The sequence below is a fragment of the Aquirufa sp. A-Brett2-W8 genome (assembly GCF_054558755.1).
In genome coordinates this window covers 69,285-96,131 of sequence record NZ_JBPXKS010000003.1, presented here as the reverse complement: position 1 = coordinate 96,131, position 26,847 = coordinate 69,285, and the positions used below count along the sequence as shown (strand labels likewise).

Sequence of the window (26,847 nt, the reverse complement as noted above, 5' to 3'; positions counted from 1 at the left end):
TTAGGCTTTAATTCGTTCCGCAATCATACGCAGACCTTCTAATGTAATTAATTTATTCACCTCATCGAAATAAGAGGCTAATGGGGTTAAAATAGAGGATAATCCACCTGTGGCGACTACCTTCAGATCTCCCTTTTTATCTTCCTTCACGCGGCTGATCATCTCCTTTACCATACCCACATAGCCCCATAAAATGCCAGCCTGTATCGCTGAAACTGTATCTGTACCTAAATTGAATTCCGGCATTTCGAGTGGAACTTCAGGTAGTTGAGCGGTTTGAGAAAATAATGATTTAACAGCGGTCTTTAAACCTGGAGCAATGGAAACTCCTTCCATTTTACCTTCCGCATTCACTAAAGTAAAAGTTAAAGCAGTTCCAAAATCCACGATTAGCACATTGGACTTATAATTTTCATGTGCATAGACAGCATTTGCCACTAAATCAGAACCAATTTCTTCTGGAACAATTACCTGAATCGTTAATGATTCATATAATTTAGGGTTCATCAGGGCTGGAGCAAATCCAAGCCATAAAGTTAAACCACGCTGAATTTGAGGGGAAATAGAAGGGACGACTGATGAAATTAAGGCCAAAGAAGGTAAACTACCCCCCAACTCTTTAGAGGCCCATTCCTTCTTAATCCAATTCACCACACCATTCGCACTCCAAGGCTGGTGTGTAGGCGTACGTAAAACCGCCTTCCAGGTTTTATCTCCATAAAAACCAAACACGATATCCGTGTTCCCCACATCCACAACTAATAACATCTCTTTCTTCGCGTTTTGTTTATATATCTTTTTCTAATCCTGCCGATAAAATCGGGAATCGCAACCAACTCTTCGGGTCTAAGCTATAGTCATCCACATGGAATCCTGGGGCATATCGCTCCCTTTTCCACTGATTTCTAGCCCAAAGTCGGAAGAATCGACGAACGAATTCCTCGAGCTTTTCTTTGGCAAAAACAGATCCATAGCGTTCATTCACAATCGCCAAACATTCGTGCGGCGAACATAAATCATAAAAAGCCAATCTTTCAATCGTATTCAATATCGGATAAGGCATCAAATCCTCCTCATCCACCTGTTTTTCAGATAATGGACGCAATTCAGCACTTGGTTCTAAGCTATTCACAAAATAAAGACCCTTGTAACCGTGGGCCTCTAACCAAAGCAACCAGGTTCTCAAAAAACTTTTGTCAATCCCCGAAATAGGTGATATCGAGCCCGACGTATCTCCATCCATCGTCGAATAACCCACACTCGCCTCAGAACGATTTGACGTAGCTAATAAGAGTGCATTCTTAATATTAGCCAGCATCCAGGCACTGGGAGCACGAACGCGGGCTTGCACGTTTTGAAGTGTAATATCATCTTGTTCCCAGGTCAAAGGGCGACCGATGGCAGCTTCCACTAAATCGCGGTAGCCTTGCACAATCGAATCAATTTCTATCACATAATGCGTTGAACCAATCCATTCGGCTAATTCACGCGCAGAATCACGCGTATTTTGAGACGAATTAACGGTTCCTTGGTAAATAGTCGTTAATAAATCTGCCATCACACGATCCTTCGAACTTAATGGAATATAATCTAATTTAGCTTTCAAGCCCTCCCAGCCTAAATCCGCTATGGCATTTTGAATACTAAGCGAACAAAGCGAGGCGATAGCAGAGGAATCAGCACCACCAGACAGAGATAGAACCCATCCCTGAGAGCGAGATTTACGTAAATAATCAAATAAGCCTAAAGCTATCGAACGGGAAAATTCCTCTTCTTCTTTCGTAGAAGAACTTTCCCACGCAGGGATTTCTACAGCACTCACTTTATTTTCACTTGATAACTTAAGTTCAAAAACAACCACATCCTCTCCCTTTTCCTCTCGGATAGGCAAGGATAATTCATGGCTGATTAGCGACACATCCTGATAAGAAAAGCGGGGACTTTGTTGCAAAATTTTACCTTCATGAGCGATATAAGCATCCCCATCAAAAATAATACGACCCGCTTCATTGCCTAATAAATTAGCAAAAACATAGGCCCCATCGATGATTTTTGCCCCTTCTAAAATCAAGGATTTCCTGATTTCTGATTTTCCAAAAGCAAAGTGAGACGCGGTCGGATTACAAATAACCGAAACTCCCCGACGTGCTAAATCATAAGCAGGTCTGTTCTCCCCTTCCCAGGCATCTTGACAGATCTCAATTCCTAGCGTAATACCAGCAAAATGAATTCGATAATCCCCTAAGGGTATATTTTTATATTGGGTTCGTCGTCCTTTTTCCCATGCTTTAAACCAACGAGGCTCATAATGAACTCCATCGTCGGCTAAAAATTGTTTCGGAACCAAAGCCTGAATTTTACCTCGGGAAACAATAGCAGACACATTATATAATTCACCTTCAAAAGGTAAAGCTAAGCCTATAATTACTACTATTTCAGTTGTTGCAGCTGCGATAAATTCCAGTGACTCCCACGATTTTTGTGCCGTAAAAGGCGCTAAAAACTGATCTTCGCAGCCATATCCGGAGATACATAGTTCTGGTAAACATAATAGCGCAGCTCCTTGCTCTTGAGCCTGAAAAACAGCCTGCAAAATTCGCTGGCGATTTCCTTCCCAATCCAAAGGCAATTGATTCAGAGCACCTGCTGACACGACTACTACTTGTTTCATCTCGGTTTCTTTTTATTTTGATCAGCTCTAATATGCCTATAACGTGGAGTCCACATCCAAGAAAAGGCCACATTAGGACGATAATAAGACACTCCATGGCGATGTTCTACTTTCACCCGACAGGTTTTATAGGAACAGCGCGCTGACCAACAAGCGGATAATAAACACAAGGTGCTTACAAGCCCGATAGCAATGAAAAGGCGATTTTTTGCGTTTGTTGGATTCATGGATTAGTAAAATTACAATTCTAGACTTAATTTTGGGATACAATTTTAAGTCCAAATGCAATCCGACCCCAAAGATATAAAAACCGACGTAAAAAGAACCGAATTTACGTATCCAGTGATGGAATCTTTTTACACCATTCAAGGGGAAGGTGAATACCAAGGCCATGCAGCCTATTTTATTCGTTTAGGCGGATGTGACGTAGGTTGTCATTGGTGCGATGTAAAAGAATCTTGGCCTATTGATACCCATCCAGTAAAATCCGTGGCTACCTTGTTAGCAGAAGCAATAGAACATCCAGGTCGCTTAGTGGTCATCACAGGAGGGGAACCATTAATGCACGATTTGGGTCCTTTAACAGAAGAATTAAAAACAGCTGGATTTAGAACTCACATTGAAACTTCAGGCGTAGCTGAAAAAATAACCGGCACTTGGGATTGGATATGTTTCTCACCTAAGAAATTCAAGGCGCCTAACGAGGATATTTTGGCCATCACCAATGAATTAAAAGTGGTGGTTAATCACCCATCTGACATTCCATGGGCGCAAGAATGGGCTATGAAATTACCGGCAACAGCTGCATTATATTTGCAACCTGAATGGTCAAAGCAGGATCAAATGAATCCCCTTATTGTGGATTTTGTGAAAGCAAATCCGTCCTGGCGGATTTCGGTTCAAACACATAAATTTTTGCAGATCCCTTAATCTGCCAACCGCAAAAAAAAAGCCCCCGATTTCGGAGGCTTTTCTACTTATAAATGATGCTTATCGCTTCGCAATATCAACAAATGCACGTTCAGGAGAACCTACATAGATTTGACGAGGACGACCGATAGGATCTTTATTAGTCATCATTTCTTTATGTTGAGAAATCCAACCCGGAAGACGCCCAATCGCAAAAAGGATCGTAAACATATTCGTAGGGATATCTAAAGCACGGTAGATGATACCTGAGTAGAAATCTACGTTCGGGTATAATTTACGTGCCACGAAATACTCATCACTTAAAGCCGCAGCCTCTAATTCCTGAGCAATCGCTAAAACTGGATCTTTTACACCTAAAGCAGTCAACACAGCGTCTGCCGCCTTCTTGATAATACGAGCCCGAGGATCAAAGTTTTTATAAACTCGGTGACCAAAGCCCATCAAACGGAATCCCGACGTCTTATCTTTCGCCATGGCGATGAATTTCGATGTATCTCCACCCGCTTGCTTGATTTCTTCTAACATTTCGATGACAGCTTGATTCGCTCCACCATGTAATGGACCGAATAAAGCTAGAATACCCCCTGATATACTGGAGAATACACTCGCGTGTGAAGAACCGATTAAGCGAACTGTAGAAGTGGAACAGTTTTGCTCGTGATCGGCGTGCAGAATTAATAATTTATTTAATGCCTTAGAAACGATTGGGTCTACTTTATAATCTTCGCCAGGTTTAGCAAACATCATTTTCAAGAAGTTAGAGCAATAGTCCAAAGATTGATCAGGTGCCACGATAGCTTCTCCAATCGATTTCTTATAATTCCAAGCTGCTAAAATAGGCAGCGCCGCAATTAAACGTAAGATATTCTCGCTTGTTTCGTCAGGATTATATTGACCTTCCATCAAACCCACAAGAGCAGATAATTCGCTCATCGGGTGAGTGCTAGTCGGAATAACTTGCTCCATTTTCAATAAAGCCTCATTAGTCACCGTGTATTTTTTCACAGCTGTCTCAAACGCATCTAATTGAGATTGAGTAGGTAATTCGCCATTTAAAAGCAAATAAGCCACTTCTAAGAAGCTAGCTTTGTCTGCTAATTCTTCAATACTATAACCACAGTGTCTCAGAATTCCTTCTTCTCCATCTAAAAAAGTAATAGCACTTTTCGTTGCACCCGTATTTTTAAAACCCGGGTCGTAGGTTATGTATCCAGTTAAATCGCGAAGTTTCGCGATGTCGATTGCCTTTTCGTTTTCAGTTCCTATGAAAGTAGGAAATTCGAACGTTTGGCCATCTAGGTTAACAATAGCATTTTGGGACATAGTAGTAGTAAGCTTATAAAATTCAAGCTACTAAGATAATACGTAATTCTTAAAGGAGTATTACCTTTACATATTCAAAAGAAATAAATTCAATATAGACAATTTTTTCTTCTAATATTTCAATGTAATTCGCATTTCATGCCTCAACTACCGGAATTGATCCAAAATTACGCCTTCACATCAAAGGAACGCTTTCTTGAATATGTCCAAATTGATACTCAATCCGACCCTCATTCTAGCAGCAGTCCCACGACAGAGAAGCAAAAAGATCTAGGAAAAATTTTAGTTCAAGAATTACAATCTCTCGGTATTCAAAACGCGCACCTGGATGAATTCGGCTATGTATATGCACACCTAGCCTCCAATGTGCCACATGAAGTTCCCGGACTTTGCTTTTGTGCCCACATGGATACCTCCCCTGATTGTTCCGGTTCAAGTGTAAAACCCATTGTCCATTCGTATTATCATGGACAAGATTTAGTTTTACCAGATGACCCCTCCATCATCATTCGATTAGCTGATCATCCAGATTTAGGAGAGCAAGTGGGAAATGACATCATAACAGCTAGTGGTTTGACGCTTTTAGGAGCTGATAATAAGGCGGGTGTTGCAGAAATTATGGACGTTGCGGCCTTTTATTTTACTCACACAGAAGTACCTCACGGACCTATAACAATCCTTTTTACGCCGGATGAAGAAGTGGGTCGTGGTACAGATCACGTGGATATGCAGAAGATTAAGGCCAAATATGGGTATACCTTAGATGGAGAAAAGCGCGGACATTTAGAAAATGAGACCTTCTCTGCCGATGGATTTGTAGTTAAAATTCAGGGCGTTTCACAGCACCCGGGTTTTGCCAAAGGCCGAATGGAAAGTGCCCTCAAAATCGCCGCAGAAATCGTTAATACCCTTCCTAAAGACCGACTAAGCCCAGAAACGACAGAAGCAAAAGAAGGTTTCATCCACCCCACAGACATAACGGGTAGCGTGGAAGAAGCTACAATCGAGTTCATTATCCGCGATTTCGAAACCGAAAAACTGCGCGAATACGGATTCATTATTCAACAGATTACCGAAATGGTCTTGCGCAAATACCCGAATTCTACTGCCTCCTATACGCAAACCGAACAATACAGAAACATGAACGAAATACTAGTCAATCATCCTGAATGCATTGATTTAGCTATGGAAGCCATGAAATTAGCTGGACTGAAAGCCGAAACTACCAGCATCCGCGGTGGCACCGACGGTTCCCGCTTAACTTTCATGGGATTACCTTGTCCCAATATCTTCGCTGGGGAACACGCTTTCCACAGTAAGCAAGAATGGGTTTCCGTTCAGGATATGCAGAAGGCGACGGAGACGGTTCTTTATTTAGTTGATTTGTTTCAAAATCTAAAGCATAAAGAATAAAGATGGCATAAAAAAATCACCCCTTAAATTATCCCTAGAGGGGATTCCATCTTTGTGCTTTATTCTTTGTGCTCTATACTTTACTTTGAAATAAATTGTTATGTGGTGTGAAGAAATCATTGCGCAGCACACAAAACCATTGAAATAAATTTATTTATGGGGTGCAGAAAATATTGCGCAGCACATTTTCGTACCACCTTCCAAGAAATAAATTGTTATGTGGTGTGAAGAAATCATTGCGCAGCACGATTTCGAACACACATAACAATTTATTCCCATTCAATAGTCGCCGGCGGCTTACTCGAAATATCATACACCACCCGATTCACACCTTTGACCTTATTGATAATCTCGTTCGAAATGCGACCCAAAAATTCATAAGGCAAGTGACACCAGTCTGCCGTCATTCCGTCCACGCTAGATACTGCACGCAAGGCAACAACTTGCTCATACGTACGCTCATCCCCCATCACACCTACGGATTGAATTGGCAAAAGGATTGCTCCAGCTTGCCAAACTTGGTCATATAATCCATCTTCCTTTAAGCCGTTGATGAAAATGGCATCCACTTTTTGTAAGATATCCACCTTCGCTGGGGTAATATCCCCTAAAATACGGATACCTAAACCTGGGCCCGGGAAAGGATGACGGGCTAATATATCTTTTGGGACACCTAATGTTTTACCTACTAGACGAACCTCATCTTTAAATAAAGCATCTAATGGCTCCACCACTTTCAACTTCATGAAGTCAGGTAATCCACCCACGTTGTGGTGAGATTTAATGGTAGCGCTAGGGCCTTTCAACGAAACTGACTCAATTTTATCAGGGTAAATGGTACCTTGACCTAACCAAGAAACGCCTTCAATTAGATGGGCCTCCTCGTCAAAAACTTCGATAAATGTCTTACCAATCGCCTTACGCTTTTCTTCTGGATCACTTAATCCTTTTAGGGCATCATAGAAACGTTGTTTGGAATTAACTCCTTTCACGTTCAAGCCTAAGGTATTGTATGATGTTAATACTTGTTCAAATTCATCTTTGCGCAATAAACCATTGTCAACGAAGATGCAGTAGAGGTTTTTACCGATGGCGCGGTGTAATAAAACCGCAGCCACTGAGCTATCTACACCGCCTGATAGACCTAGAACGACTTTGTCATTCCCTATTTTAGCCTGTAATTCAGCCACTGTTCTATCTACGAATGAATCCGATGTCCACGTCTGAGCGCAGCCACAAATTCCCACGATAAAATTCTTGATTAAAATACTTCCTTCCGTCGAGTGTGTCACTTCTGGGTGGAATTGAATACCATAAATGGGCTTCGATGTATGGGCAAAAGCAGCCACGCGAACGGTTTCGGTAGAACCGATTAATTCATATTCTGCTGGCAATTCCATAATCGTATCGCCGTGTGACATCCAAACCTGAGCTGTTGCAGACAATCCTTTCAATAGTGGACTTTCTTTTACGCTAGTCATGTGTGCACGACCGTATTCGCGGTGGCCTGAGGCTTGCACAGAGCCTCCGCCTTGGTGAGCTAATAATTGTGCCCCATAGCAAATTCCCAAAATGGGTAGAGAACCAAACAGGCTTAAATCCACTCGCGGAGAATCTTCGTCACGTACCGAACACGGACTTCCGGAAAGGATAATACCTTTTACCGATTCGTCAATTGTTGGGATATGATTAAAAGGATGTATTTCGCAATAGACTTGCGCTTCTCTGATGCGACGCGCAATTAATTGAGTCACCTGAGAACCGAAATCAAGAATAAGGATCTTTTCCGCCATGTTTGTTTTTGCTAAAAAATAAACGGTAAATGTCGGAATTTTTTAGCTAATTCTAGCGATAGAGGAGGTAATTTTGGCGCATTTTTCGGTATTGAATTAATCCCGGCTCCCAAGAATCCCGAATTTCTTTCTCTGATTTACCAGCGATGATAGCTAGACGTAGCGAATCTGTTCCCGCTAACTTATCAAAGAAGGCGGGCGAAGTAAAGAATTTCTCGCCTAAACCTGATTTCTGATAGAAATACAAAAGGTATTTTAGACTAAATCCTATATTTCGAGCCGGTAAAGACGAGAGGTTATAACCGTAACAAATTTGGCCTTTTAAAGGAGGATCCATCGCTCCTGGTTTAGGAACGGGGGTGAAGGTATAATCTCCCAAACCAGCGATGTTCGTTCCTGTCACTTGAAACTGCAAATCAGTTCCTCGGCCGATGCTGACATTCGTTCCCTCGAATAAACAAAGGGAAGGGTATAAGGCAATCGCTTGATCGTTTGGCAAATTAGGGGAAGGAGCGATAGTTGCGTGAACCGGAGAGGCATGGCTATAATTGGCGACAGGGATGACGCTAAGTGAGGCTTTGGCCCCATTCGCTAACCAACCTTCTCCGTTAATCATGCGCGCTAATTCTCCTAACGTACAACCATGAACTACTGGAATCGGATTCAAGCCTACAAAGGATGCCTGCGCCTTTTCAAGAACTGGACCATCGACATAATGTCCATTCGGATTAGGACGATCTAAAACTAGCAGGGGTACCTTGCTCTCCGCACAGGCTTCTAAAACATAATGCAAAGTGGATGAATAAGTATAAAAACGCGCGCCTACGTCTTGAATATCAAAAAGTACTACATCAATTCCTTGTAAATCCTCTGGTGTGGGCTTCTTATGTTTCCCATACAACGAAATGAGCGCTAAACCTGTCTTGCTATCCACCTCGTTATCGATATGCGCGCCCGCATCTGCGGTTCCCCTGAAACCATGTTCAGGTGCAAAAATTTTCTTCACCGAAACGCCTAGCGATAATAGGGTATCTGCGAGATGCGTCTTACCAACCACAGAAGTATGGTTAACGACTAATGCAATATTTTTTCCTTTTAAAGAAGGCAGATAAGCTTTGAATTGGGCTGCACCGGGAATAAGCGTGTTTTGGCTATATCCTGTGAAGGCCAAAAGGCTGAACAATAAGGCAATAATATTTGATTTACGCAGCATTCGTGTTTTCTTTGCGGTTCAGAATTGAAAATCAAATCTAATGAATTTCCCTCTTTTTGTCGCTAGGCGTATTCGGAAAACTCAGGACACCTCCTTCTCTAAAACGGTGACCTATGTGGGAATCGGAACTATCGCAGTGGGGACCGCCATTATATTAGTGGCTTTTGCCATTTTATTTGGCTTTAAGTCGGCCATTCAAGAGAAATTAACTAGCTTTTCTGGGGAGGCGCGCATTTCCCAAATATCAGGCAATCGATCCTTATCAGAAAGTCCTTTGGCGCGTAATCTTGAATGGGAGGCCACAACAGTAAAACGTCCGGAGATTGATCATATTCAAGCTCACGTACAACGTCCAGGAATTATTGTTGGTAAAGACGGTTTAGCGGGGATTGTGGTGAAAGGTATTGGAAAGGATTTGCCGGTGAAACAACTGCAGCAAAATATCATAGATGGCTCCGCACATTTAGCAGGCCCTCAGGAGGTAATTTTAAGTACTTCTTTGGCAAAACAACTAAAGGTCAAAACAAATGGTTCTCTGATTCTCTACTTCCTCAGCGCTCCAGAAAGACCTCGTAAAGTGAAAGTCGCCGGCATCTATGAAACGGGACTAGAAGAATTAGATAAAATATTTGTCTTAGCTGACCGCGACTGGGTTCAAAAAATGAACGGCTGGACAGCGGATTCCCTAGGTACCTACGAAGTATACTTTAAGAGCAAGCAAAACGTAGAGGCTAAGACGGAGGCACTGGGTAAAACAATGCCTCCTGAATGGCGCATACAACCTGTGACTGAAATCTATCCAGCTCTTTTCGACTGGATGACCATGCTCGACCGTAATATCGTCATCTTCATTAGTCTCTTATTTGTGGTGGCTTGCTTTAATCTAATCGCTACCCTCTGGGTTTTGATCATGGAACGCGTCCCCATGGTAGGATTGTTAAAATCCATGGGAGCCTCCGCGGCACAGATTCGGCGAATTTTCTGGTGGAATGGACTATTTATTTTAGTCAGAGGATTGCTAATTGGTAATGCAATCGCCTTTTTATTCTGTTATATTCAGTCGACCTACCACCTGATTCCATTGGATCCGGAGAGTTATTACATGAGCAGCGTTCCTATTCAATGGGATGCAGCCACTTGGGGAATCGTGAATGCGCTGACCATAACATTGGTTGGTTTTATGATGAGCATCCCTACCCTATTAATCACTCGAATAGAGCCAAACGAAGCCTTGAACTTTAAGAATTAATGATTCGCCAGCTACTCCTTCTTATTTTTCTTAGCATTACTGTTGCGAAAGCGCAAGATAGCCTCCGCTATTCCATTGACTTAAATCGACTGCAAAACGACCGCCTTACCGTGGAAGTGAAATTACCCGCAGGTGTGAAGGAGTTTTGTTTCCCTAAAATGGTTCCGGGAACTTATGCGATTTATAATTTTGGTCGATACGTCCAAAACCTACAAGCCTACGATGCCTCCGGAAAGCCGATTATGGTCATTCGAAAAGATACTAATTCCTATACATTTGCGAATGCCTCCTCCCTTAGTTATGAAGTAGATGACTCATGGGATAGTCCAGAGATAAAGGGACCTTATGTTTTTGAACCAGCTGGAACGAATTTTCAACAAGACACGCTTTTTGCGCTGAATACCCATGCTTTACTGGGTTATATAAAAGGCAGAGAACTGCTGCCTGTTTCACTACAATTAAATGTACCACCTGGGATGGTTGCCTCCTCGTCCTTAATCGAAAAAAATGGACGTTACTCAGCAGCTACCTACCAAAGTCTAACCGACGCTCCCCTCCTCGTAGCAGCTCCTGACACCGTTCATCTCCACCTGGCTAATGCAGAGATCCTCATCTCTGTCTATTCACCAAATCAAAAAATAAAGGCGTCAGAGATTACGACACAATTAAAACCCCTATTAAAAGCGCAATTGCACTACCTGGGAGGCCGATTCCCCGTAAATAAATATGCTTTTTTGATTGTGATGTCTGAGCATCTGAAAAATGGAAGCTATGGGGCATTAGAACATGCGCAATCGTCATTTTATTATTTGCCAGAAGATTCCATCAATGTGATGGGGCCTGTGATAAGGGATGTCAGCGCTCACGAGTTCTTCCATATTCAGACCCCTTTGAACTTACATTCAGAAGAAATTGGTCGATTTGACTTCCAAAACCCTCAGATGTCAAAGCATCTTTGGCTCTATGAAGGCCTCACCGAATATGCTGCGCAACATATGCAGCTGCAGGGTGGATTAATCAGTCTGACGGAATTTTTAGAACGTATGACGGAGAAATACCGAACGATGCACTTCAGCTACGACAATACCGTTCCTTTTACTAAACTAAGTAAGGGCGTATTAAATAAACACAAAGAGGAATATGGGAATGTCTACCAAAAAGGAGCCCTAATCGGCCTCTGCCTTGATTTATACTTACGCAGCGAGACAAATGGCGTGTATGGAACGCAACAATTAATCAGGGATTTATCCGCTCGGTTTGGCTCTTCAACCTCATTCAAGGATGATGAACTATTTAGAATTATTGCGGAGACAACAAAAATGAAGGGTATCAATCAATTCTTCGCTAACTATGTCAGTGGAAATAAGGACTTGCCTCTTGGACTACTTTTGGAAAAAATTGGCTGTGAGTTACGCAGCACAGATGAGAAGAAAGATAAAGTTCGCTTCCTAGATGACCTGAAGCAGGAGTTAAAGGAAAGTAAAAACCCAAGCCCGTCCCAATTGAAACTGAGACAGGCTTGGATATATAATTAAATACTATGTGATTCTACTACGGCAATCGCCACCATATTCACAATCTCACGTACTGACGCACCTAATTGCAATACATGCACTGGCTTACGCAATCCGAGTAAAATAGGTCCTATGTATTCGATATCGGCTGCCTCCTTCAATAAATTATAGGCAATATTAGCCGAAGACAGGTTAGGGAAGATTAGCGTATTCGCCGTATCATTTCCCAAAGTTGCAAAAGGATAGTTCTGTTGTCTTAATTCCTTATCAAAGGCCAAATGCGCTTGCATCTCCCCTTCGATCACCCATTCCGGATGTTTCTCCTTCAAAATGGCTGTGGCCGCGCGCATCTTCAAGGCATCGTCTCCATCCGCTGAACCAAAGTTAGAATAGGACAACATCGCAATTTTAGGCTTTAGATTAAAACGTTCCACCGCCTCTGAGGTCAATTCCGTAATCTCCACAATATCAGCCACCGAAGGCTGGAAATTAATCGTTGTATCCGAGAAGAATAGTGGCCCTTGTTTACTAAGTAACAGGTACATACCCGCTACCTTATTCACCCCTGGCTTTTTACCAATGATTTGCAAAGCAGGGCGAATCGCATCCGGATAATTCTTCGTTAATCCAGAAATGACACCATCGGCTCTATCTGTCTCTAACATCATGGCAGCAAAATAATTGCTCTTGCGAACTTGCTTCTCCGCTTCCCAACGCGTGAATCCACGACGTTTACGCTTCTCATAAAATAATTCAGCAAACTCGGCTAACAGACCCGCATTATCTGGGTGTTTGAAATCAAAGATCTCAATATCCCCTAAATCGATATGATGCTCTTCGCAAATGGCATCGATATTTGCCTTGCGACCTAATAAAATTGGTTTTGCGATTCCTTCGTCCAATACTTCACGAACTGCCTTAAGCACCTTTAGGTTCTCTGCTTCCGCAAAAACAATCCGTTTCGGTTTGGATTTTGCCCTTTTCAAGATGAATTTCATCACTTGATTGTCTAATCCCAAGCGTTTAGCTAATTGACTTTCGTAGGCATCCCAGTTTAAGATGGGCTTAGTCGCCACACCAGAATCCATAGCAGCCTTCGCCACAGCCATCGAAATGGTGGTGATTAAGCGTGGATCCACTGGTTTAGGAATAATGTATTCAGGCCCAAAACTCAAGGACTTCTCATTATAAGCTAAGTTAACAATATCAGGAACCGGTTTTTTAGCTAAGCAGGCCAAAGCCTTTGCCGCCGCTAGCTTCATCTCATCATTTATCTCAGACGCTCTTACATCTAAAGCTCCCCGGAAGATAAATGGAAAGCCTAATACATTATTGACTTGGTTAGGAAAGTCCGAACGACCTGTCGCCATAATCAAATCTTTCCTCACTGCCTTCGCCTCTTCATAACCAATCTCCGGCGTAGGGTTTGCCATTGCAAAGACGATCGGTTTCTTCGCCATCGCAGCGATCATCTCGGGTTTTAGGATGTTACCCACAGAAAGACCCAAAAATATATCAGCCCCCTTCATCGCATCAGCTAAAGAGGTTATTTTTCCAGCCTTTCCAGCTAATGGGGCTAAATAGCGATTCAAATCAGGGCGATCAGACGAAACTAATCCGTCCTTATCGAAAATATAAAAGTTCTCAATGCGCGCACCGAGTTTCAAATACATTTTAATACACGAAATAGCAGCAGCGCCAGCACCAGAGACAACGAAGCGAGCCTTTTCAATCTTCTTGTCCACAATCTCTAGGGCATTCAATAAAGCCGCAGACGAAATGATGGCCGTCCCATGCTGATCATCATGCATAATCGGAATCTTCAAACGCGCTTTTAATTTCTCTTCGATCTCAAAGCATTCCGGTGATTTGATATCCTCTAAGTTAATCCCGCCAAAAGTAGGCTCCAAGCGAGCCACCGTATCCACAAAATCATCTGGATCCGTCACGGCTAACTCGATATCAAATACATCAATATCAGAGAAAACTTTAAAAAGTACGCCTTTCCCCTCCATCACGGGCTTACTCGCCTCTGGACCAATATTTCCTAAACCTAAAACAGCTGTACCATTAGAGATGACGCCTACTAGGTTTCCTTTGGCCGTATAATCATAGACTTTCTCTACATTTTCTGCAATTTCTAAACATGGCTCTGCCACACCCGGCGAATACGCTAAAGACAAATCGCGCTGAGTAGCGGTGGATTTCGTCGGTTTTACTTCAATTTTTCCAGGTTTCCCTCCTGCATGATACTCGAGAGCATCTTGTCTTAAAATGGATGAATTAGACATATATGATTAGTTAGTTGATTCATCTGATTGAAATTCTCCCTCATGTTTAGCAAGCCAAACCGTCGCCACACCGTTTCCAATAAAATTAGTAATCGCTCTTGCCTCTGACATAAATCGATCCACTCCTAATAAGAGCGCTAATCCTTCCACAGGAATTACTTGTAATGCACTTAAAGTAGACGCTAAAACTACGAATCCACTTCCGGTCACCCCTGCTGCCCCTTTCGAAGTCACCATCAATATACCCACGATGGTCAGCATCTGTTCCCAAGACAAATGTACACCATAAACTTGGGCTAAAAATAAGGTAGCCATAGATAAATAAATACTCGTGCCATCTAAGTTAAAGGAGTAACCAGCCGGTACGACTAAACCCACTACCGACTTAGAACAGCCCATTTTCTCTAATTTATGCATTAAAGAGGGGAGCGCCGCCTCTGAAGAGGAGGTGCCTAAAACGATTAATAACTCCTGTTTGATATAGCCCAAAAAAGACCAAATTCGCTCTCCACAAGACCGCATAATAAATCCTAGAATCACGAAAACGAAGATTCCCATCGTTACATAGACCGTCAACATTAATTTAGCCAAAGGAACTAAAGAATGAATCCCAAACTTGCCTATCGTAAAGGCCATCCCACCTAAAGCTCCCAAAGGCGCTAAATACATAATGATCTTTAGTCCTTTAAACACCCAATGTGACGCTTGCTGCATACCAGAAATCATCCTCGCCTTTCCGCGCACAAAGTTTAAAAAGATGCCAAAAAAGATGGAGAATCCCAATACCTGCACCGTAAAATTTTCCTTTAAAAAGCCGACCCAAGAGAATCCGGCTGCTTTTTGGGTATATTTAGAAATATCACCACCTGCAATATCATCTCGTATTACACCTATTCCGGGTTCAATCAAGGTAGAAACGGCAAGACCAATCAATAAGGCGATGGTAGTCACCACCTCAAAATACAAAAGTGCCTTTCCTCCTACGCGACCAACCTTTTTTAGATTACCCATATTCACAATCCCTAAACTAATTGTTAAGAAAATGATGGGATTGATAAATATCTTCACTAAACTGATAAAGACGCCACTAAATACTTCACTAAGCGTAGGACCAAAACTTAAATCAGCACCCAAAAGATTATAGGTGAATTTAGATTCCAATACCTTATATAAAGCTAGTTCAGGTGAAAAGTGACCAATGAATACACCTAGTAAAATGGATAATAAAACCCAAAAAGTCAGGTTCTGTAAAATAGTTACGCTCTTCATTCGTTTATGTTAGGTTGTAAAACAAATGTAAGAATTATTAAGAAAAATCATCGCTTGTGTTTCTGCCTATATTTCCCGAATTTTGTAGGCTAATTACCTTTCGATAAAAATCAACATGTCAGAAAAAATCAAATGCCTTATTATCGGTTCTGGCCCAGCCGGCTATACCGCAGCTATTTATGCTTCACGAGCAGGCTTACACCCCATCATGTACCAAGGCAGTCAACCAGGTGGACAATTAACGACGACGACAGAAGTTGACAATTTTCCCGGCTACCCACAAGGCACTGATGGACCCGCTATGATGGTGGATTTAGAAAATCAAGCTAAGCGTTTTGGTACGGATGTTCGGTTCGGAATGGCCACTAAGGTTGATTTTACCAGCTCCCCTAAGAAAGTTTGGGTTGATGATACAATTGAAATTGAAGCAGATGCAGTCATTATCGCGACAGGAGCTAGTGCAAAATGGTTAGGACTAGAAGGAGAAACGACATTTAATGGATTAGGCGTTTCGGCGTGTGCGGTATGTGATGGATTCTTCTATCGCAATCAAACAGTTGCTGTGGTAGGCGCGGGTGATACAGCAGCAGAAGAGGCTAGTTATTTAGCTAATTTATGTACCAAAGTACACTTAATCGTACGTCGTGGCGAAATGCGTGCCTCTTTAATTATGCAAGAGCGCGTGAAGAATAATCCGAAGATTGAGATCCACTGGAATTCAGAAACAGAAGAAATTTTAGGGGATGCGAACGGGGTAACCGGCATTCGCATCGTCAATAATATAAGTAAAGCAACAGAAGAAATCGCCTTAACTGGTTTCTTTGTCGCTATAGGCCACCAACCTAATACGTCCATATTTAAGGGACAATTAGAGATGGATAAGCAAGAATATCTAGTTACTGAAAAAGGAAGTTCACGAACGAATATAGAAGGCGTTTTTGCTTGTGGAGACGTTCAAGATTCCATTTATCGTCAGGCGATTACCGCAGCAGGAACTGGCTGTATAGCGGCATTAGACGCGGAGCGTTGGTTAGCGGCAAGCAATTTACATTAATCAAGTATTATGAGGTTAATTACCTATATTTTTGGATGTTTACTGCTGCTGACGGGCTTAAGCTTGAAGGCTCAGGAGCGGAATTTATTCAAGAAAAAAACAGAAATCGAAGTCAAATCTAATTCGCAGCTTTTCCAAGAGAAGAACAAGAAAAAAGATGACTTAGATGAACTACCTCCTTTACTATTTAGAAACGAAACCGAATCCATTGGAGTGACGGCAGGTTCTGAAATGCAGGTACGCAAATTCGAACCCATCAAGGTTTTGAATGCCAGTATCAGCAATTTTGATACCACTTCTATTGATGAAGGGGAGAATTTAATCGTGGAAATCGAGGAAGAAGTTGCGCCGGAAGGAACGGAAGATTTCGTGTCTGTAGCCTCTTATTTTGCGATTTGGGATACGAAAATTATTGATCCATACGATATTGATGCTAAAGAATTTGATGAGCCAGTTGATATCGAATTGTATAATACAGCAGCAGGTCGGAATTGGGCAGCACCTTTAGAAATTGTGAAACAAACGAGTCCTTTTGGGCCTCGTTGGGGACGTTTGCATGCAGGTGTAGATTTAGACTTAGAAACTGGTTACCCTGTGAATTCTGTTTTTGATGGAATTGTTCGCGTGAGTCATTATGATCGCTCAGGTTATGGCAATTATGTGGTAGTTCGTCATTACAATGGCTTTGAGACCTTATATGGCCACTTAGCCTCCCCTGGCGCTGAGCCAGGAACCATCGTAAAAGCGGGCGATCAAATCGGCGTGGGCGGAAGCACCGGCCGCAGTACGGGTTCCCACTTGCACTTTGAGACACGGTATGAGGGTAATCCGATGAACCCTAAAAATATTTATAGCTTCAATCCCTTCGAACCCGTTTCTGATCACATTATTATTACCGCTCGATCTTTTGACATTCGCTCACTTTCTTTGAAAAACGAATTCGGATCCGTAGGGGATAAAGTGCGTTCTAGATCAAGAGCCTGGACGAAGGTTCGTCAAGGGGATACGCTAGGAGCCATTGCTAGACGTACTGGCGTTTCGATTGCTAAATTGAAAAAATTAAATGGTATGAGGAACTCATCGGCTATCCGAGCGGGGCGCCGAATCCGTATCCATTAATTCCCGTTATTTCCGATGAAACTAGATATTCTTGTCATGGCCGCTCACCCAGACGATGCTGAATTAAGCTGTTCTGGAACTATTTTAAAGCACATTGCTGCCGGTAAAAAAGTAGGCATCGTAGATTTTACCAGAGGCGAACTAGGCACACGGGGGACTCCTGAAATTCGCTTACAAGAATCGGCAGATGCCACTAAAATTTTAGGACTTCACGCAAGAGAAAACCTAGGTATTCGAGATGGATTTTTCAGAAACGATGAAAAGACTCAATTGAAACTTATCGAAATTATTCGCAAATACCAGCCAGATATCGTTTTAGCTAATGCCCTAGTAGATCGCCATCCTGACCATGGCAAAGGAGCACAATTAGCCATTGATGCCTGTTTTCTATCGGGATTACGCCAAATCAAAACAGGCGACCTATCTGCCTGGAGACCCGCACAAGTATACCATTACATTCAGGATCGGTATCTAGAGCCTGATTTCGTCGTTGATATTTCTGCTCACTGGGATCAAAAAGAAGCCGCTATACGCGCCTTTAAAAGTCAATTCTTCGATCCTAATTCAACGGAGCCAACCTCTTATATCTCTAGCCCAGACTTCTTAAACTTCATCCAAGCGCGAGCAATGGAAATGGGGCATAAGATTGGGGTGAAGTTCGGGGAAGGGTTTCAAAAGCAAGGATCGTTGGAACTTAAATTTCTTATTTAAATTTTATTTAAAGCATAAAGCACAAAGAATAAAGCATAGAGTTTGAATCGCCTACGGCGATCACTTTATGAAATGTTTTTTGTCTACGTAATCATCAAAAAGGGCTCAAAATTTCGAGCCCTCTTTGATTCCAACTTTATTCTTTGTGCTTTATGCTTTATTATTTTAAAAGCGCCTACGGCGCTTTTAAGGCGCTACCCGATAACACTCCCACTCCCCTTTCTCCCTAGCATCATACACTACTCGGTCGTGTAAGCGTGACGGTCTGCCTTGCCAAAATTCGAAATAATCTGGAATTAAGCGATAGCCACCCCAGTGATCTGGTTTAGGAATCGTTTTGCCTTCGTATTGCGCAGCTAGTTCAGCGTAACGTTTTTCTAATTCTTCGCGGGAAACTCGGGTACTTTGTTCTGAAACCCAGGCCCCTAATTGAGATTCACGCGGACGAGAATGAAAATAGGCGCTAGATAATTCGACAGAGAGTTTTTCGACGTGACCTTCGATGCGGATTTGGCGTTCTAGTTCTCCCCAAAAAAAAGTGACAGACGCTTGCGAAGTAAAAGCTAATTCCTGGCCTTTACGGGATTCGTAATTAGTGAAAAAACTAAAACCATGATCGACTGTTTTTAATAAAACGATACGACCTGAAGGACGCCCTGAAGAACTTAAAGTACTTAAAAACATCGCATTAGGCTCATTTAGCTGAGAAGATTGAGCTTCTTTAAACCAAGTAGCAAATTGGGCAAAAGGATCAGGATGTACGTGGGCTTCATGTAATTCCCCTTTTTGGTAGTTCAAGCGTAGGTCTGCTAAGTTCATAATTTCGAGGATAAATTTGTTATATTTACAAAGGCAATCTCTATCCCCAAATATAGCTGAATTACATGAAAAAATTATTCCTTTTTGACGCGATGGCTTTGATTTATCGCGCGCATTTTGCTTTTGCTAAAACACCTCGAATTTCTTCGAAGGGAATTAATACTTCCGCCGTTTTTGGCTTTGCAAATACGATCTTAGAGGTCATTAATAAGGAAAAACCAGATTATTTGGGGGTTGCTTTTGACACACCTAAACCTACCTTTCGACATGTGGAATACACACCGTACAAGGCTCAGCGTCAGGAACAACCAGAAGATATTTCGATTGCAATTCCCTACGTGAAGCGTTTAGTAGAAGCCATGGATATCCCCATTTTGATTTTAGATGGCTATGAGGCGGATGATGTGATTGGGACAATTGCAAAGAAGGCGGTGCGAGCGAATCCGGATATCGTAGTCTATATGATGACTCCAGATAAGGATTATGGACAATTAGTAGAAGAGCGCATTAAGATGTACAAACCTGCCTTTATGGGTAAGGGTGTAGAGGTTTTAGGGCCTAAAGAGGTGTGCCAACGCTGGAACATCGAAAACGTGGATCAAGTGATTGATATGCTCGGTTTGATGGGCGATGCGGTGGATAATATCCCAGGCATCCCGGGTGTAGGTGAAAAGACTGCTCAAAAACTGATCGAGCAATATGGTTCTTTAGAAAACTTATTAGATAATACCGATCAACTGAAAGGAAAATTGCAGGAAAATTTGGTCAATTTCCGCGAGCAAGGCATCCTTTCAAAGCATTTGGCCCGTATTATGCTCGAAGTACCTATTGAATATGAAGAGGAAAAACTTGTAGCAACGCCACCTAATCGCGCTTTATTAGAACCCTTATTAGAAGAATTAGAATTTAGAACGCTGCGCAAACGAATTTTAGGAGAGGACGAACCCGTGGTGGCTAAAGTGAAAGCTTCGCCTAAAGTGGATTCGAACCAGATGGATATGTTCGGTTCACCTATCGCTGCCACATCGTCAGTGGAAGCGGAAGAAGAAGTCGAAAGCACGACCAGCTATTCAAATTTAAGCAATACGGCGCACCAATACCATTTAGTGCAAGGGGAAAGTGCGATTAAATCATTGATTAGCTTTTTGGATCGCCAGGATTCCTTCTGTTTTGACACCGAAACGACGAGTTTAGTGGCCATTGAGGCTCAGTTAGTGGGCATGTCCTTCTCTTACCGCAAAGGTGAGGCCTTTTATGTGCCTTTCCCGGAGGATCAGGTTGCTTGTCAGGCACAGGCAGATTTATTTAAAGCTATTTTTGCCAAAGAATCCACCATTAAAATCGCTCAAAACATCAAATATGACATGAGCGTCCTGCGTAATTACGGCATTGAAATCAAAGGGGCAACCTATGACACCATGCTCGCGCATTATCTGATCGAACCGGAGAAACGCCACGGAATGGATGCTTTGGCATTCGCCTATCTAAGCTACGAACCCATGTCGATTGAAAATTTAATCGGTAAAAAAGGGGCTAAGCAAGGCAATATGCGGGAAGTCGAGCTAAACCTCATCAAAGAATACGCTGCGGAAGACGCAGACATTACCCTGCAATTAAAACCCTTTTTAGATAAGCAATTAACAATTAATCCCAAGGCTATTCAGCTCTTACATGAAGTTGAGATGCCGCTGGCACGTGTTTTATCAGCGATAGAATGCGAGGGTATAAACTTAGATGTTCCTTTTTTGCAGGAAATGTCTAAAACTTTGGAAGCAGATTCCAAGGCAGTTCAAGAAAAGATTTTTGCGACCTCTGGACAAGTTTTCAACATCGCCTCGCCCAAGCAATTAGGGGAGATTTTGTTCGAAAAATTAAAGCTAGATCCGAAAGCAAAAAAGACCAAAACAGGTCAATACATGACGGGCGAAGAAGTTCTATCTAAATTAGAATCGGAACATGAAATCGCCTCTTTAATTCTTGACTTCCGCGAATTGCAGAAATTGAAATCGACCTATGTAGATGCGCTTCCTGCACTTATATCCCCTAAAACGGGCCGTATTCACACCTCCTTCATGCAAGCTGTGACAGCCACCGGCCGTCTGTCTTCGAAGGATCCTAACTTACAAAACATCCCGATTCGTACCGTGCGTGGTCGTGAAATCCGCAAGGCCTTCATTCCTCGCGACGAAAACTACCTGATTTTATCAGCCGATTATTCCCAAATCGAACTCCGCATCATGGCCGCCTTCTCTAAAGACGAATCCATGCTGGACGCCTTTAATAACGGACTAGACGTTCACAAAGCGACAGCCGCTAAAGTATTCCATGTTCCCTTAGAAGAAGTCACATCGGATATGCGTCGCAAGGCGAAAACGGTGAATTTTGGGATTATTTATGGTGTTTCAGCTTTCGGGCTTGCCGCACAATTAGCTATCTCACGTACCGAAGCAAAGGAAATCATCGATCAATATTTCGTCGAATTCCCTAAGGTGAAGACTTTTATGGACCAAAGCATCGCCGACGCCCGCGAAAACGGCTACGTCGAAACCGTGTTAGGTCGTCGTCGCTACTTACGTGATATCTTATCCGCAAACATGAACGAGCGTGGATTTGCAGAACGCAATGCCATCAACGCCCCTATCCAAGGGTCAGCCGCCGATATGATTAAAGTCGCGATGATTCAAATCCAAGACTTCCTCGAAAAAGAGAACCTAAAATCAAAAATGATCCTAACCGTTCATGATGAATTGGTGTTCGACGCGCATAAAGACGAAGTCGACTACCTAAAAGTGCAGATTAATAAAATCATGTGCGAGGCCATGGATTTAGGTGTCGCGATGGAAACCGGCATTGGCGTGGGCGAAAATTGGCTGGAAGCGCATTAAAAATCAGCTTCACTGATTTTTAATGCTTAAAGCATAAAGCACAGAGTTGGAATCGCCTTCGGCGATGATTTCAGGTAAAATATTTCATAAAATCAAAAAGAGCTCGAATTTCGAGCTCTTTTTATTCAACCTTTATTCTTTATGCTCTGTGCTTTATGCTTTAATTTAGTCCAAAAACCTCTCCGTAATCCCCCCATACGAATCAATCCTCCTATCTCTAAAGAAAGGCCACGTTCTACGGTAGTATTCACTAGAATCAACGTTGACGTCCACTAAAGCGATTTCCTCTTGATCGTGAGAGGCTTGGAAAATAACGCGACCGAAGGCATTGGAAACAAAGCTCCCTCCCCAAAATTGTTGACCATTTTCTACGCCTACACGGTTCACAGAAACGACAGGAACGCCGTTTGCAATTGAATGAGATCGCTGGATGGTTTGCCAGGCTTGGTATTGTTCGCGGTTGATTTCACCGTCTTTTTCTTCTAAATCCCAACCGATGGCGGTAGGATACACTAAAACTTCGGCACCTTTTAGGGCAGTTAAACGAGCTGCTTCGGGATACCATTGATCCCAGCAGATCAGCACACCGATTTTGGCATACATCGTATCAAAAACCTGGTAACCTAAATCTCCTGGAGTGAAATAATATTTTTCATAATATCCCGGATCATCTGGAATGTGCATTTTACGGTATTTTCCGAGGTATTTTCCATCAGCATCAATCACCGCCGTAGTGTTATGATAAAGTCCCGCTGCTCGCTTTTCAAATAAGGAGGCAATGATAACGACTTTTAATTCCGCCGCCAAAGCTCCTAATTCCTCCGTCGATGGACCCGGGATCGCCTCTGCCAAAGCAAAGAAATCCTGCTTTTCCTCAAAACAGAAATAAACCGATTTAAACAATTCTTGCAAGCAAATCACTTGCGCACCTTTACTCGCGGCGTCGCGAATAGAGGAAATCGTTTTTTGCCAGTTTTCTGAAACAGTTGAGCTACAGGATAGCTGAATTAAGGCGAAGGAAACGTTTTTCATCAATATCTTGGTTATTACCTTGTAAATCTGGGTAAAATTAAGAAAAAACACGTTGCAAGCCTCATTCTTTGATTCTTTTCGGTAAATTGCAAATCAATATGACAAGATTTATTTCGATTTAATGGAAAACAAAAAACAAGATACCGCCTCGGCATTGAAGGAAATTATTTCACACGCGAAAGAATATGGTTTCGTATTTCCTTCTTCGGAAATTTATGATGGTTTGCAAGCGGTATATGATTATGGTCAAAATGGTGTTGAGCTTAAGAACAACCTAAAAGCGGTTTGGTACAAAGCAATGACCATGTTGAATGACAATGTAGTCGGCTTAGATGCATCGATTTTTATGCACCCATTAACATGGAAAGCATCAGGTCACGTCGATTCGTTCAACGATCCTATGATTGATAATAAGGATTCTAAAAAGCGTTATCGGGCTGATACCCTTTTAGAAGAAAGAGCCGCGCAATTAGAGGATGAAGGAAAAGAGACGGAGGCGAAGGCGTTATTACAAAAGATGGCGAAATGCTTAGATGCAGGAGATTTAGACGGAGTTCGCCAGATTATACTTTATGAAAATATCAAATGCCCCGTGTCGAACACGGCTAATTGGACTGAGGTACGTCAATTTAATTTGATGTTCTCGACACAAGTAGGCGCAGTTTCTGAGGATGCGAGTTTGATTTATCTACGTCCTGAAACAGCTCAGGGGATTTTTGTGAATTTCTTGAATGTCCAAAAGACAGGCCGAATGAAGGTTCCTTTTGGGATTGCTCAAATAGGAAAAGCGTTTCGTAACGAGATCGTAGCTCGTAATTTCATCTTCCGCATGCGGGAATTCGAACAAATGGAGATGCAATTCTTCGTTCGTCCTGGCACGGAAATGGAATGGTATGCAAAGTGGAAAGAAACACGCATGAAATTCCATCAAGCACTAGGTTTACCAGCTACTTCTTTGAAGTTTCATGATCACGACAAATTAGCACACTACGCAAATGCGGCAGTGGATATTGAGTATAAATTCCCGTTTGGTTTTAAAGAGATGGAAGGAATCCACTCAAGAACGGATTTTGACTTAAAAGCGCACCAAGATTTATCTAGAAAAAAACAACAATACTTTGACCCAGAAATAAACGAAAATTACATACCTTATGTAGTCGAAACGTCCGTAGGGGCTGATCGTTTATTCTTAGCGATTCTTTGCAATGCCTATACAGAAGAAACGGTGGGCGAAGGGGATCAAGAAAAACAACGTGTTTACTTGAATTTCCACGCAGCTTTAGCTCCTGTGAAAGTAGCTGTGCTTCCGTTAGTCAAGAAGGATGGTTTAGCAGAGAAAGCGCAAGAGATTGTTAAGAACATTAAATTTGCCTTTAATACCACGTACGACGATGGAGGCGCCATAGGCAAGCGTTATACTCGTCAAGATTTAATTGGAACACCGTATTGTGTGGTGGTGGATTACCAAACCATGGAAGACAACACCGTGACCGTTCGCGATCGCAACACGATGACCCAAGAGCGCATTTCTATAGCAGACCTAAAAGAGAAAATTGGTCATGCTGTATCGATGGAGCGTATTTTTGAAAACTGTTAAGTTAAAACGCAAACAACGACGATTATGATCACCGAAGAGACGAATCCAGCTGAAGAATTGGAAACAACGAACGAAGCACCAGAAACCACCCCCACTCCTATCGAAGAGGTTACCGCAGTCGAAGAGACCGCTGTTGAAGAGACTGTAGTCGAAGCAGCAGCTCCAGCTGAAGTTGTTTTTCCTGTGGTAGAAGAAAAGTCTGTGGAATTTCCAAGTTTAGACCTTTCAAAAGCAACAAAAGAGAGCATTCTTGCTTTTTATGAGCAATTGAAAGCCATTCTTCAAGCGAGCGCCTCATCGGCGAATTTTAAAAAGGTCGATGAATTAACGAAAGAAGTTAGAACAGTTTGGGAAGCCATTAAGCAGGGCGAACGCGCTGAGGCTTTAGCTGCTTTTAAAGCTGGAAATGAAGATTCAGAAGAAGGATTCTCTTTTAAGGGGGATGAAATCTCGCAAAAAATCGACGCTATATCTGCCTTTATTCGAACAGAGAGGTCTGCTTTCTTCTCTAATTTAGAGAAATTAAGAGAGAAGGCGTTAGAAGGGAAAACGCGTTTAATCAATGAATTAAGAACATTAGTAGATTCGGATGATAATTCAGATCCTGCACACGTAAATGCTAGCTTTAAGGCCTTCAAGAAGATTCAAGAAGAGTGGAAAGGTTTAGGAAGTGTGCAAGGTCCGATGAATCAAACGCTTTGGCAGAGTTATCATGCCTTAGTGGATCGTTTCTATAGTAATAGAAGTATTTTCTTCGAATTATTAGAATTAGATCGTAAGAAAAATTTACAAGCTAAAGAGGTTATTGCGGCTAAACTTGAGCTAATGGCTGCTGCCATTAGTGAAGGAGGAAATGTTCAGAAACTGTTAAAAGAAGCAGAAGAACTTTTCGAAGAGTATAAGCACATTGGACCTGCGAATAGAGACGATAATGAGGCACTTTGGACGCGTGTTAAGAAATCATTAGATGTACTTTTTGAACAAAAAAGAGCTCTAAATGATGCGCAAAAACAAGTTTTCTCGGATAATTTAAAAGTGAAGCGTGAAATCGCAGATCTGATGAAGCATTATGCAAGCTTCACTGCAGCTAATATTAGCGAGTGGAATCAGGCATCTAAAGCCGTTTTAGCGCTACAAGAGCAATGGAATAATTTAAAAGGTGGATTGCCTCGTGATGGAGGAAAAGAGGTGAGTCATAACTTTTGGTCAGACTTAAAAACTTTCTTCAAACATAAGAGTGAGTTCTTCTCGAAAATCGATGCAGAACGCAAAGCGAACTTAGCCGCGAAGCAAGCCTTAATAGACCAGGTAAATGGTATCGTAGAAACGGGCACCATCACCCCTGAAGTGACTCAAATGGTCATCGAAACACAGAAAAAGTGGAAGGAGATCGGTCACGTACCAGAAAAACAAAAAGATTCCATCTACGCGAAATTCAAGGCAGCGTGTGATGATTACTTTAATTTAACGCGCGAAAAAGGTAAGAATGCGAAGGATATAGAGTTCGATGCGAATTTAGAGGCTAAGAAAGCGATTCTAACCGAAATGGAAGCTATGTTACAGGATCCTAGTCTTTTAGCTTCTTTAGGCCAAAAGAAAGCGGCATGGGACGCAATCGGCTTCGTACCACGAAGAGATGTAAAAGCAATTCAAGAAAGTTTCCGCACCACGTGGAATGCTTTGATTGATTTAGCAAGTACACAACCGAAAGAACAATTAGCAGCATGGGGCTTTGAATTGAAATCGTTGGCTTCTGAAGCAAATACAGGTGGGGAGGAGAAAAAATCAGCTGGTCCAGATGCGCGGAAGAAAATTCAAACTCTTGAAAATGATATCGCCGTGTTAACCAATAACTTAGAATTCTTTGCGAAGTCTAAAAACTCGGATAAACTACGAGAGGAAGTTGAAAAGAAAATCGCTCAAGCGGAAAAAGAACTCGCACAATTGAAAAAAGATTAATTTTT

19 protein-coding genes are annotated in these 26,847 nt (G+C 42.2%); 10 read left to right on the top strand and 9 right to left on the bottom strand.

All coding sequences use genetic code 11. The annotated features are described in order from the left end of the window. Together ACST13_RS02305 and ACST13_RS02300 are read right to left on the bottom strand one after the other, a co-directional pair. Positions 1 to 768 (bottom strand): type III pantothenate kinase, encoded by a 768-nt coding sequence (locus ACST13_RS02305; protein WP_459521608.1) that lies wholly within the window; start codon positions 766 to 768, stop codon positions 1 to 3. A gap of 19 nt (positions 769 to 787) precedes the next feature. After that, entirely contained in the window at positions 788 to 2,671 is a 1,884-nt protein-coding gene (locus tag ACST13_RS02300; protein ID WP_459521607.1) for a nitrilase-related carbon-nitrogen hydrolase, read from the bottom strand. A gap of 282 nt (positions 2,672 to 2,953) precedes the next feature. Here ACST13_RS02300 and ACST13_RS02295 point away from each other — a divergent pair, with 282 nt between their 5' ends. Continuing rightward, positions 2,954 to 3,601 (top strand): 7-carboxy-7-deazaguanine synthase QueE, encoded by a 648-nt coding sequence (locus ACST13_RS02295; RefSeq protein ID WP_459521606.1) that lies wholly within the window; start codon positions 2,954 to 2,956, stop codon positions 3,599 to 3,601. 60 nt (positions 3,602 to 3,661) lie between these two features. On the opposite strand, the gene ACST13_RS02290 is transcribed toward ACST13_RS02295, so the two are convergent. Next, on the bottom strand, positions 3,662 to 4,924 hold the full coding sequence (locus ACST13_RS02290) for a citrate synthase (RefSeq protein ID WP_459521605.1): 1,263 nt from the start codon (positions 4,922 to 4,924) through the stop codon (positions 3,662 to 3,664). Positions 4,925 to 5,062: 138 nt separating this feature from the next. On the opposite strand from ACST13_RS02290, the gene pepT reads away from it, so the two are divergent. Then, the gene (gene pepT / locus ACST13_RS02285; protein ID WP_459521604.1) at positions 5,063 to 6,337 is read left to right on the top strand and encodes a peptidase T; all 1,275 of its coding nucleotides are present in this window, start codon (positions 5,063 to 5,065) and stop codon (positions 6,335 to 6,337) included. A gap of 269 nt (positions 6,338 to 6,606) precedes the next feature. Here pepT and guaA read toward each other — a convergent pair whose 3' ends face one another. Beyond that, entirely contained in the window at positions 6,607 to 8,130 is a 1,524-nt protein-coding gene (gene guaA, locus ACST13_RS02280) for a glutamine-hydrolyzing GMP synthase (protein WP_459521603.1), read from the bottom strand. Between the two features lie 52 nt (positions 8,131 to 8,182). Then, complete coding sequence (locus ACST13_RS02275; protein WP_459521602.1) at positions 8,183 to 9,343, bottom strand: exo-beta-N-acetylmuramidase NamZ family protein; 1,161 nt, start codon at positions 9,341 to 9,343, stop codon at positions 8,183 to 8,185. Positions 9,344 to 9,383: 40 nt separating this feature from the next. Here ACST13_RS02275 and ACST13_RS02270 point away from each other — a divergent pair, with 40 nt between their 5' ends. After that, positions 9,384 to 10,592, top strand: a complete 1,209-nt coding sequence (locus ACST13_RS02270; protein ID WP_459521601.1) for an ABC transporter permease — start codon at positions 9,384 to 9,386, stop codon at positions 10,590 to 10,592. Continuing rightward, positions 10,592 to 12,127: a M61 family metallopeptidase gene (locus ACST13_RS02265; protein ID WP_459521600.1), complete on the top strand. Its 1,536-nt coding sequence runs from the start codon at positions 10,592 to 10,594 to the stop codon at positions 12,125 to 12,127. The genes ACST13_RS02270 and ACST13_RS02265 overlap by 1 nt, the downstream gene beginning before the upstream one ends. Here the strand turns inward: ACST13_RS02265 and ACST13_RS02260 are convergent. Then, positions 12,124 to 14,397: an NADP-dependent malic enzyme gene (locus tag ACST13_RS02260; protein ID WP_459521599.1), complete on the bottom strand. Its 2,274-nt coding sequence runs from the start codon at positions 14,395 to 14,397 to the stop codon at positions 12,124 to 12,126. The genes ACST13_RS02265 and ACST13_RS02260 overlap by 4 nt on opposite strands. 6 nt (positions 14,398 to 14,403) lie before the next feature. Beyond that, a complete protein-coding gene (locus ACST13_RS02255; protein ID WP_459521598.1) occupies positions 14,404 to 15,666 on the bottom strand; it encodes a cation:dicarboxylate symporter family transporter in 1,263 nt (420 codons plus the stop codon). Between the two features lie 115 nt (positions 15,667 to 15,781). On the opposite strand from ACST13_RS02255, the gene trxB reads away from it, so the two are divergent. From trxB to bshB1, 3 genes are read left to right on the top strand one after another with little or no spacing between them, the layout of a single operon-like run. Continuing rightward, a complete protein-coding gene (gene trxB, locus ACST13_RS02250; RefSeq protein WP_459521597.1) occupies positions 15,782 to 16,720 on the top strand; it encodes a thioredoxin-disulfide reductase in 939 nt (312 codons plus the stop codon). A 9-nt stretch (positions 16,721 to 16,729) separates the two neighbouring features. Then, positions 16,730 to 17,839: a peptidoglycan DD-metalloendopeptidase family protein gene (locus ACST13_RS02245; protein ID WP_459521596.1), complete on the top strand. Its 1,110-nt coding sequence runs from the start codon at positions 16,730 to 16,732 to the stop codon at positions 17,837 to 17,839. Between the two features lie 15 nt (positions 17,840 to 17,854). Further along, positions 17,855 to 18,550 carry a bacillithiol biosynthesis deacetylase BshB1 gene (gene bshB1, locus ACST13_RS02240; protein WP_459521595.1) on the top strand — a complete coding sequence of 232 codons (696 nt, stop codon included), beginning with the start codon at positions 17,855 to 17,857 and terminating at the stop codon, positions 18,548 to 18,550. Positions 18,551 to 18,736: 186 nt separating this feature from the next. On the opposite strand, the gene pdxH is transcribed toward bshB1, so the two are convergent. Then, entirely contained in the window at positions 18,737 to 19,369 is a 633-nt protein-coding gene (gene pdxH, locus ACST13_RS02235; RefSeq protein ID WP_459521594.1) for a pyridoxamine 5'-phosphate oxidase, read from the bottom strand. Between the two features lie 65 nt (positions 19,370 to 19,434). Between pdxH and polA the strand changes: the two genes are divergently transcribed. Next, positions 19,435 to 22,254, top strand: coding sequence for a DNA polymerase I (polA, locus tag ACST13_RS02230; RefSeq protein ID WP_459521593.1), 2,820 nt, complete (start codon positions 19,435 to 19,437; stop codon positions 22,252 to 22,254). Positions 22,255 to 22,419: 165 nt separating this feature from the next. On the opposite strand, the gene ACST13_RS02225 is transcribed toward polA, so the two are convergent. After that, positions 22,420 to 23,286, bottom strand: a complete 867-nt coding sequence (locus tag ACST13_RS02225; protein ID WP_459521592.1) for a carbon-nitrogen hydrolase — start codon at positions 23,284 to 23,286, stop codon at positions 22,420 to 22,422. A gap of 121 nt (positions 23,287 to 23,407) precedes the next feature. Here ACST13_RS02225 and ACST13_RS02220 point away from each other — a divergent pair, with 121 nt between their 5' ends. Then, entirely contained in the window at positions 23,408 to 24,883 is a 1,476-nt protein-coding gene (locus ACST13_RS02220) for a glycine--tRNA ligase (RefSeq protein WP_459521591.1), read from the top strand. Positions 24,884 to 24,907: 24 nt separating this feature from the next. Then, entirely contained in the window at positions 24,908 to 26,842 is a 1,935-nt protein-coding gene (locus tag ACST13_RS02215) for a DUF349 domain-containing protein (protein ID WP_459521590.1), read from the top strand. Positions 26,843 to 26,847: the final 5 nt, after the last annotated feature.

Bases quoted from the DNA above. Each gene is read 5' to 3' on its own strand.
- ACST13_RS02220 (WP_459521591.1), top strand. From the start codon at position 23,408: ATGGAAAACAAAAAACAAGATACCGCCTCGGCATTGAAGGAAATTATT.
- trxB (WP_459521597.1), top strand. From the start codon at position 15,782: ATGTCAGAAAAAATCAAATGCCTTATTATCGGTTCTGGCCCAGCCGGC.
- ACST13_RS02245 (WP_459521596.1), top strand. From the start codon at position 16,730: ATGAGGTTAATTACCTATATTTTTGGATGTTTACTGCTGCTGACGGGC.
- ACST13_RS02275 (WP_459521602.1), bottom strand. From the start codon at position 9,343: ATGCTGCGTAAATCAAATATTATTGCCTTATTGTTCAGCCTTTTGGCC.
- ACST13_RS02255 (WP_459521598.1), bottom strand. From the start codon at position 15,666: ATGAAGAGCGTAACTATTTTACAGAACCTGACTTTTTGGGTTTTATTA.
- ACST13_RS02290 (WP_459521605.1), bottom strand. From the start codon at position 4,924: ATGTCCCAAAATGCTATTGTTAACCTAGATGGCCAAACGTTCGAATTT.
- guaA (WP_459521603.1), bottom strand. From the start codon at position 8,130: ATGGCGGAAAAGATCCTTATTCTTGATTTCGGTTCTCAGGTGACTCAA.
- ACST13_RS02295 (WP_459521606.1), top strand. From the start codon at position 2,954: ATGCAATCCGACCCCAAAGATATAAAAACCGACGTAAAAAGAACCGAA.
- ACST13_RS02300 (WP_459521607.1), bottom strand. From the start codon at position 2,671: ATGAAACAAGTAGTAGTCGTGTCAGCAGGTGCTCTGAATCAATTGCCT.
- bshB1 (WP_459521595.1), top strand. From the start codon at position 17,855: ATGAAACTAGATATTCTTGTCATGGCCGCTCACCCAGACGATGCTGAA.
- ACST13_RS02270 (WP_459521601.1), top strand. From the start codon at position 9,384: ATGAATTTCCCTCTTTTTGTCGCTAGGCGTATTCGGAAAACTCAGGAC.
- ACST13_RS02260 (WP_459521599.1), bottom strand. From the start codon at position 14,397: ATGTCTAATTCATCCATTTTAAGACAAGATGCTCTCGAGTATCATGCA.
- ACST13_RS02215 (WP_459521590.1), top strand. From the start codon at position 24,908: ATGATCACCGAAGAGACGAATCCAGCTGAAGAATTGGAAACAACGAAC.
- ACST13_RS02265 (WP_459521600.1), top strand. From the start codon at position 10,592: ATGATTCGCCAGCTACTCCTTCTTATTTTTCTTAGCATTACTGTTGCG.
- ACST13_RS02225 (WP_459521592.1), bottom strand. From the start codon at position 23,286: ATGAAAAACGTTTCCTTCGCCTTAATTCAGCTATCCTGTAGCTCAACT.
- pdxH (WP_459521594.1), bottom strand. From the start codon at position 19,369: ATGAACTTAGCAGACCTACGCTTGAACTACCAAAAAGGGGAATTACAT.
- polA (WP_459521593.1), top strand. From the start codon at position 19,435: ATGAAAAAATTATTCCTTTTTGACGCGATGGCTTTGATTTATCGCGCG.
- pepT (WP_459521604.1), top strand. From the start codon at position 5,063: ATGCCTCAACTACCGGAATTGATCCAAAATTACGCCTTCACATCAAAG.
- ACST13_RS02305 (WP_459521608.1), bottom strand. From the start codon at position 768: ATGTTATTAGTTGTGGATGTGGGGAACACGGATATCGTGTTTGGTTTT.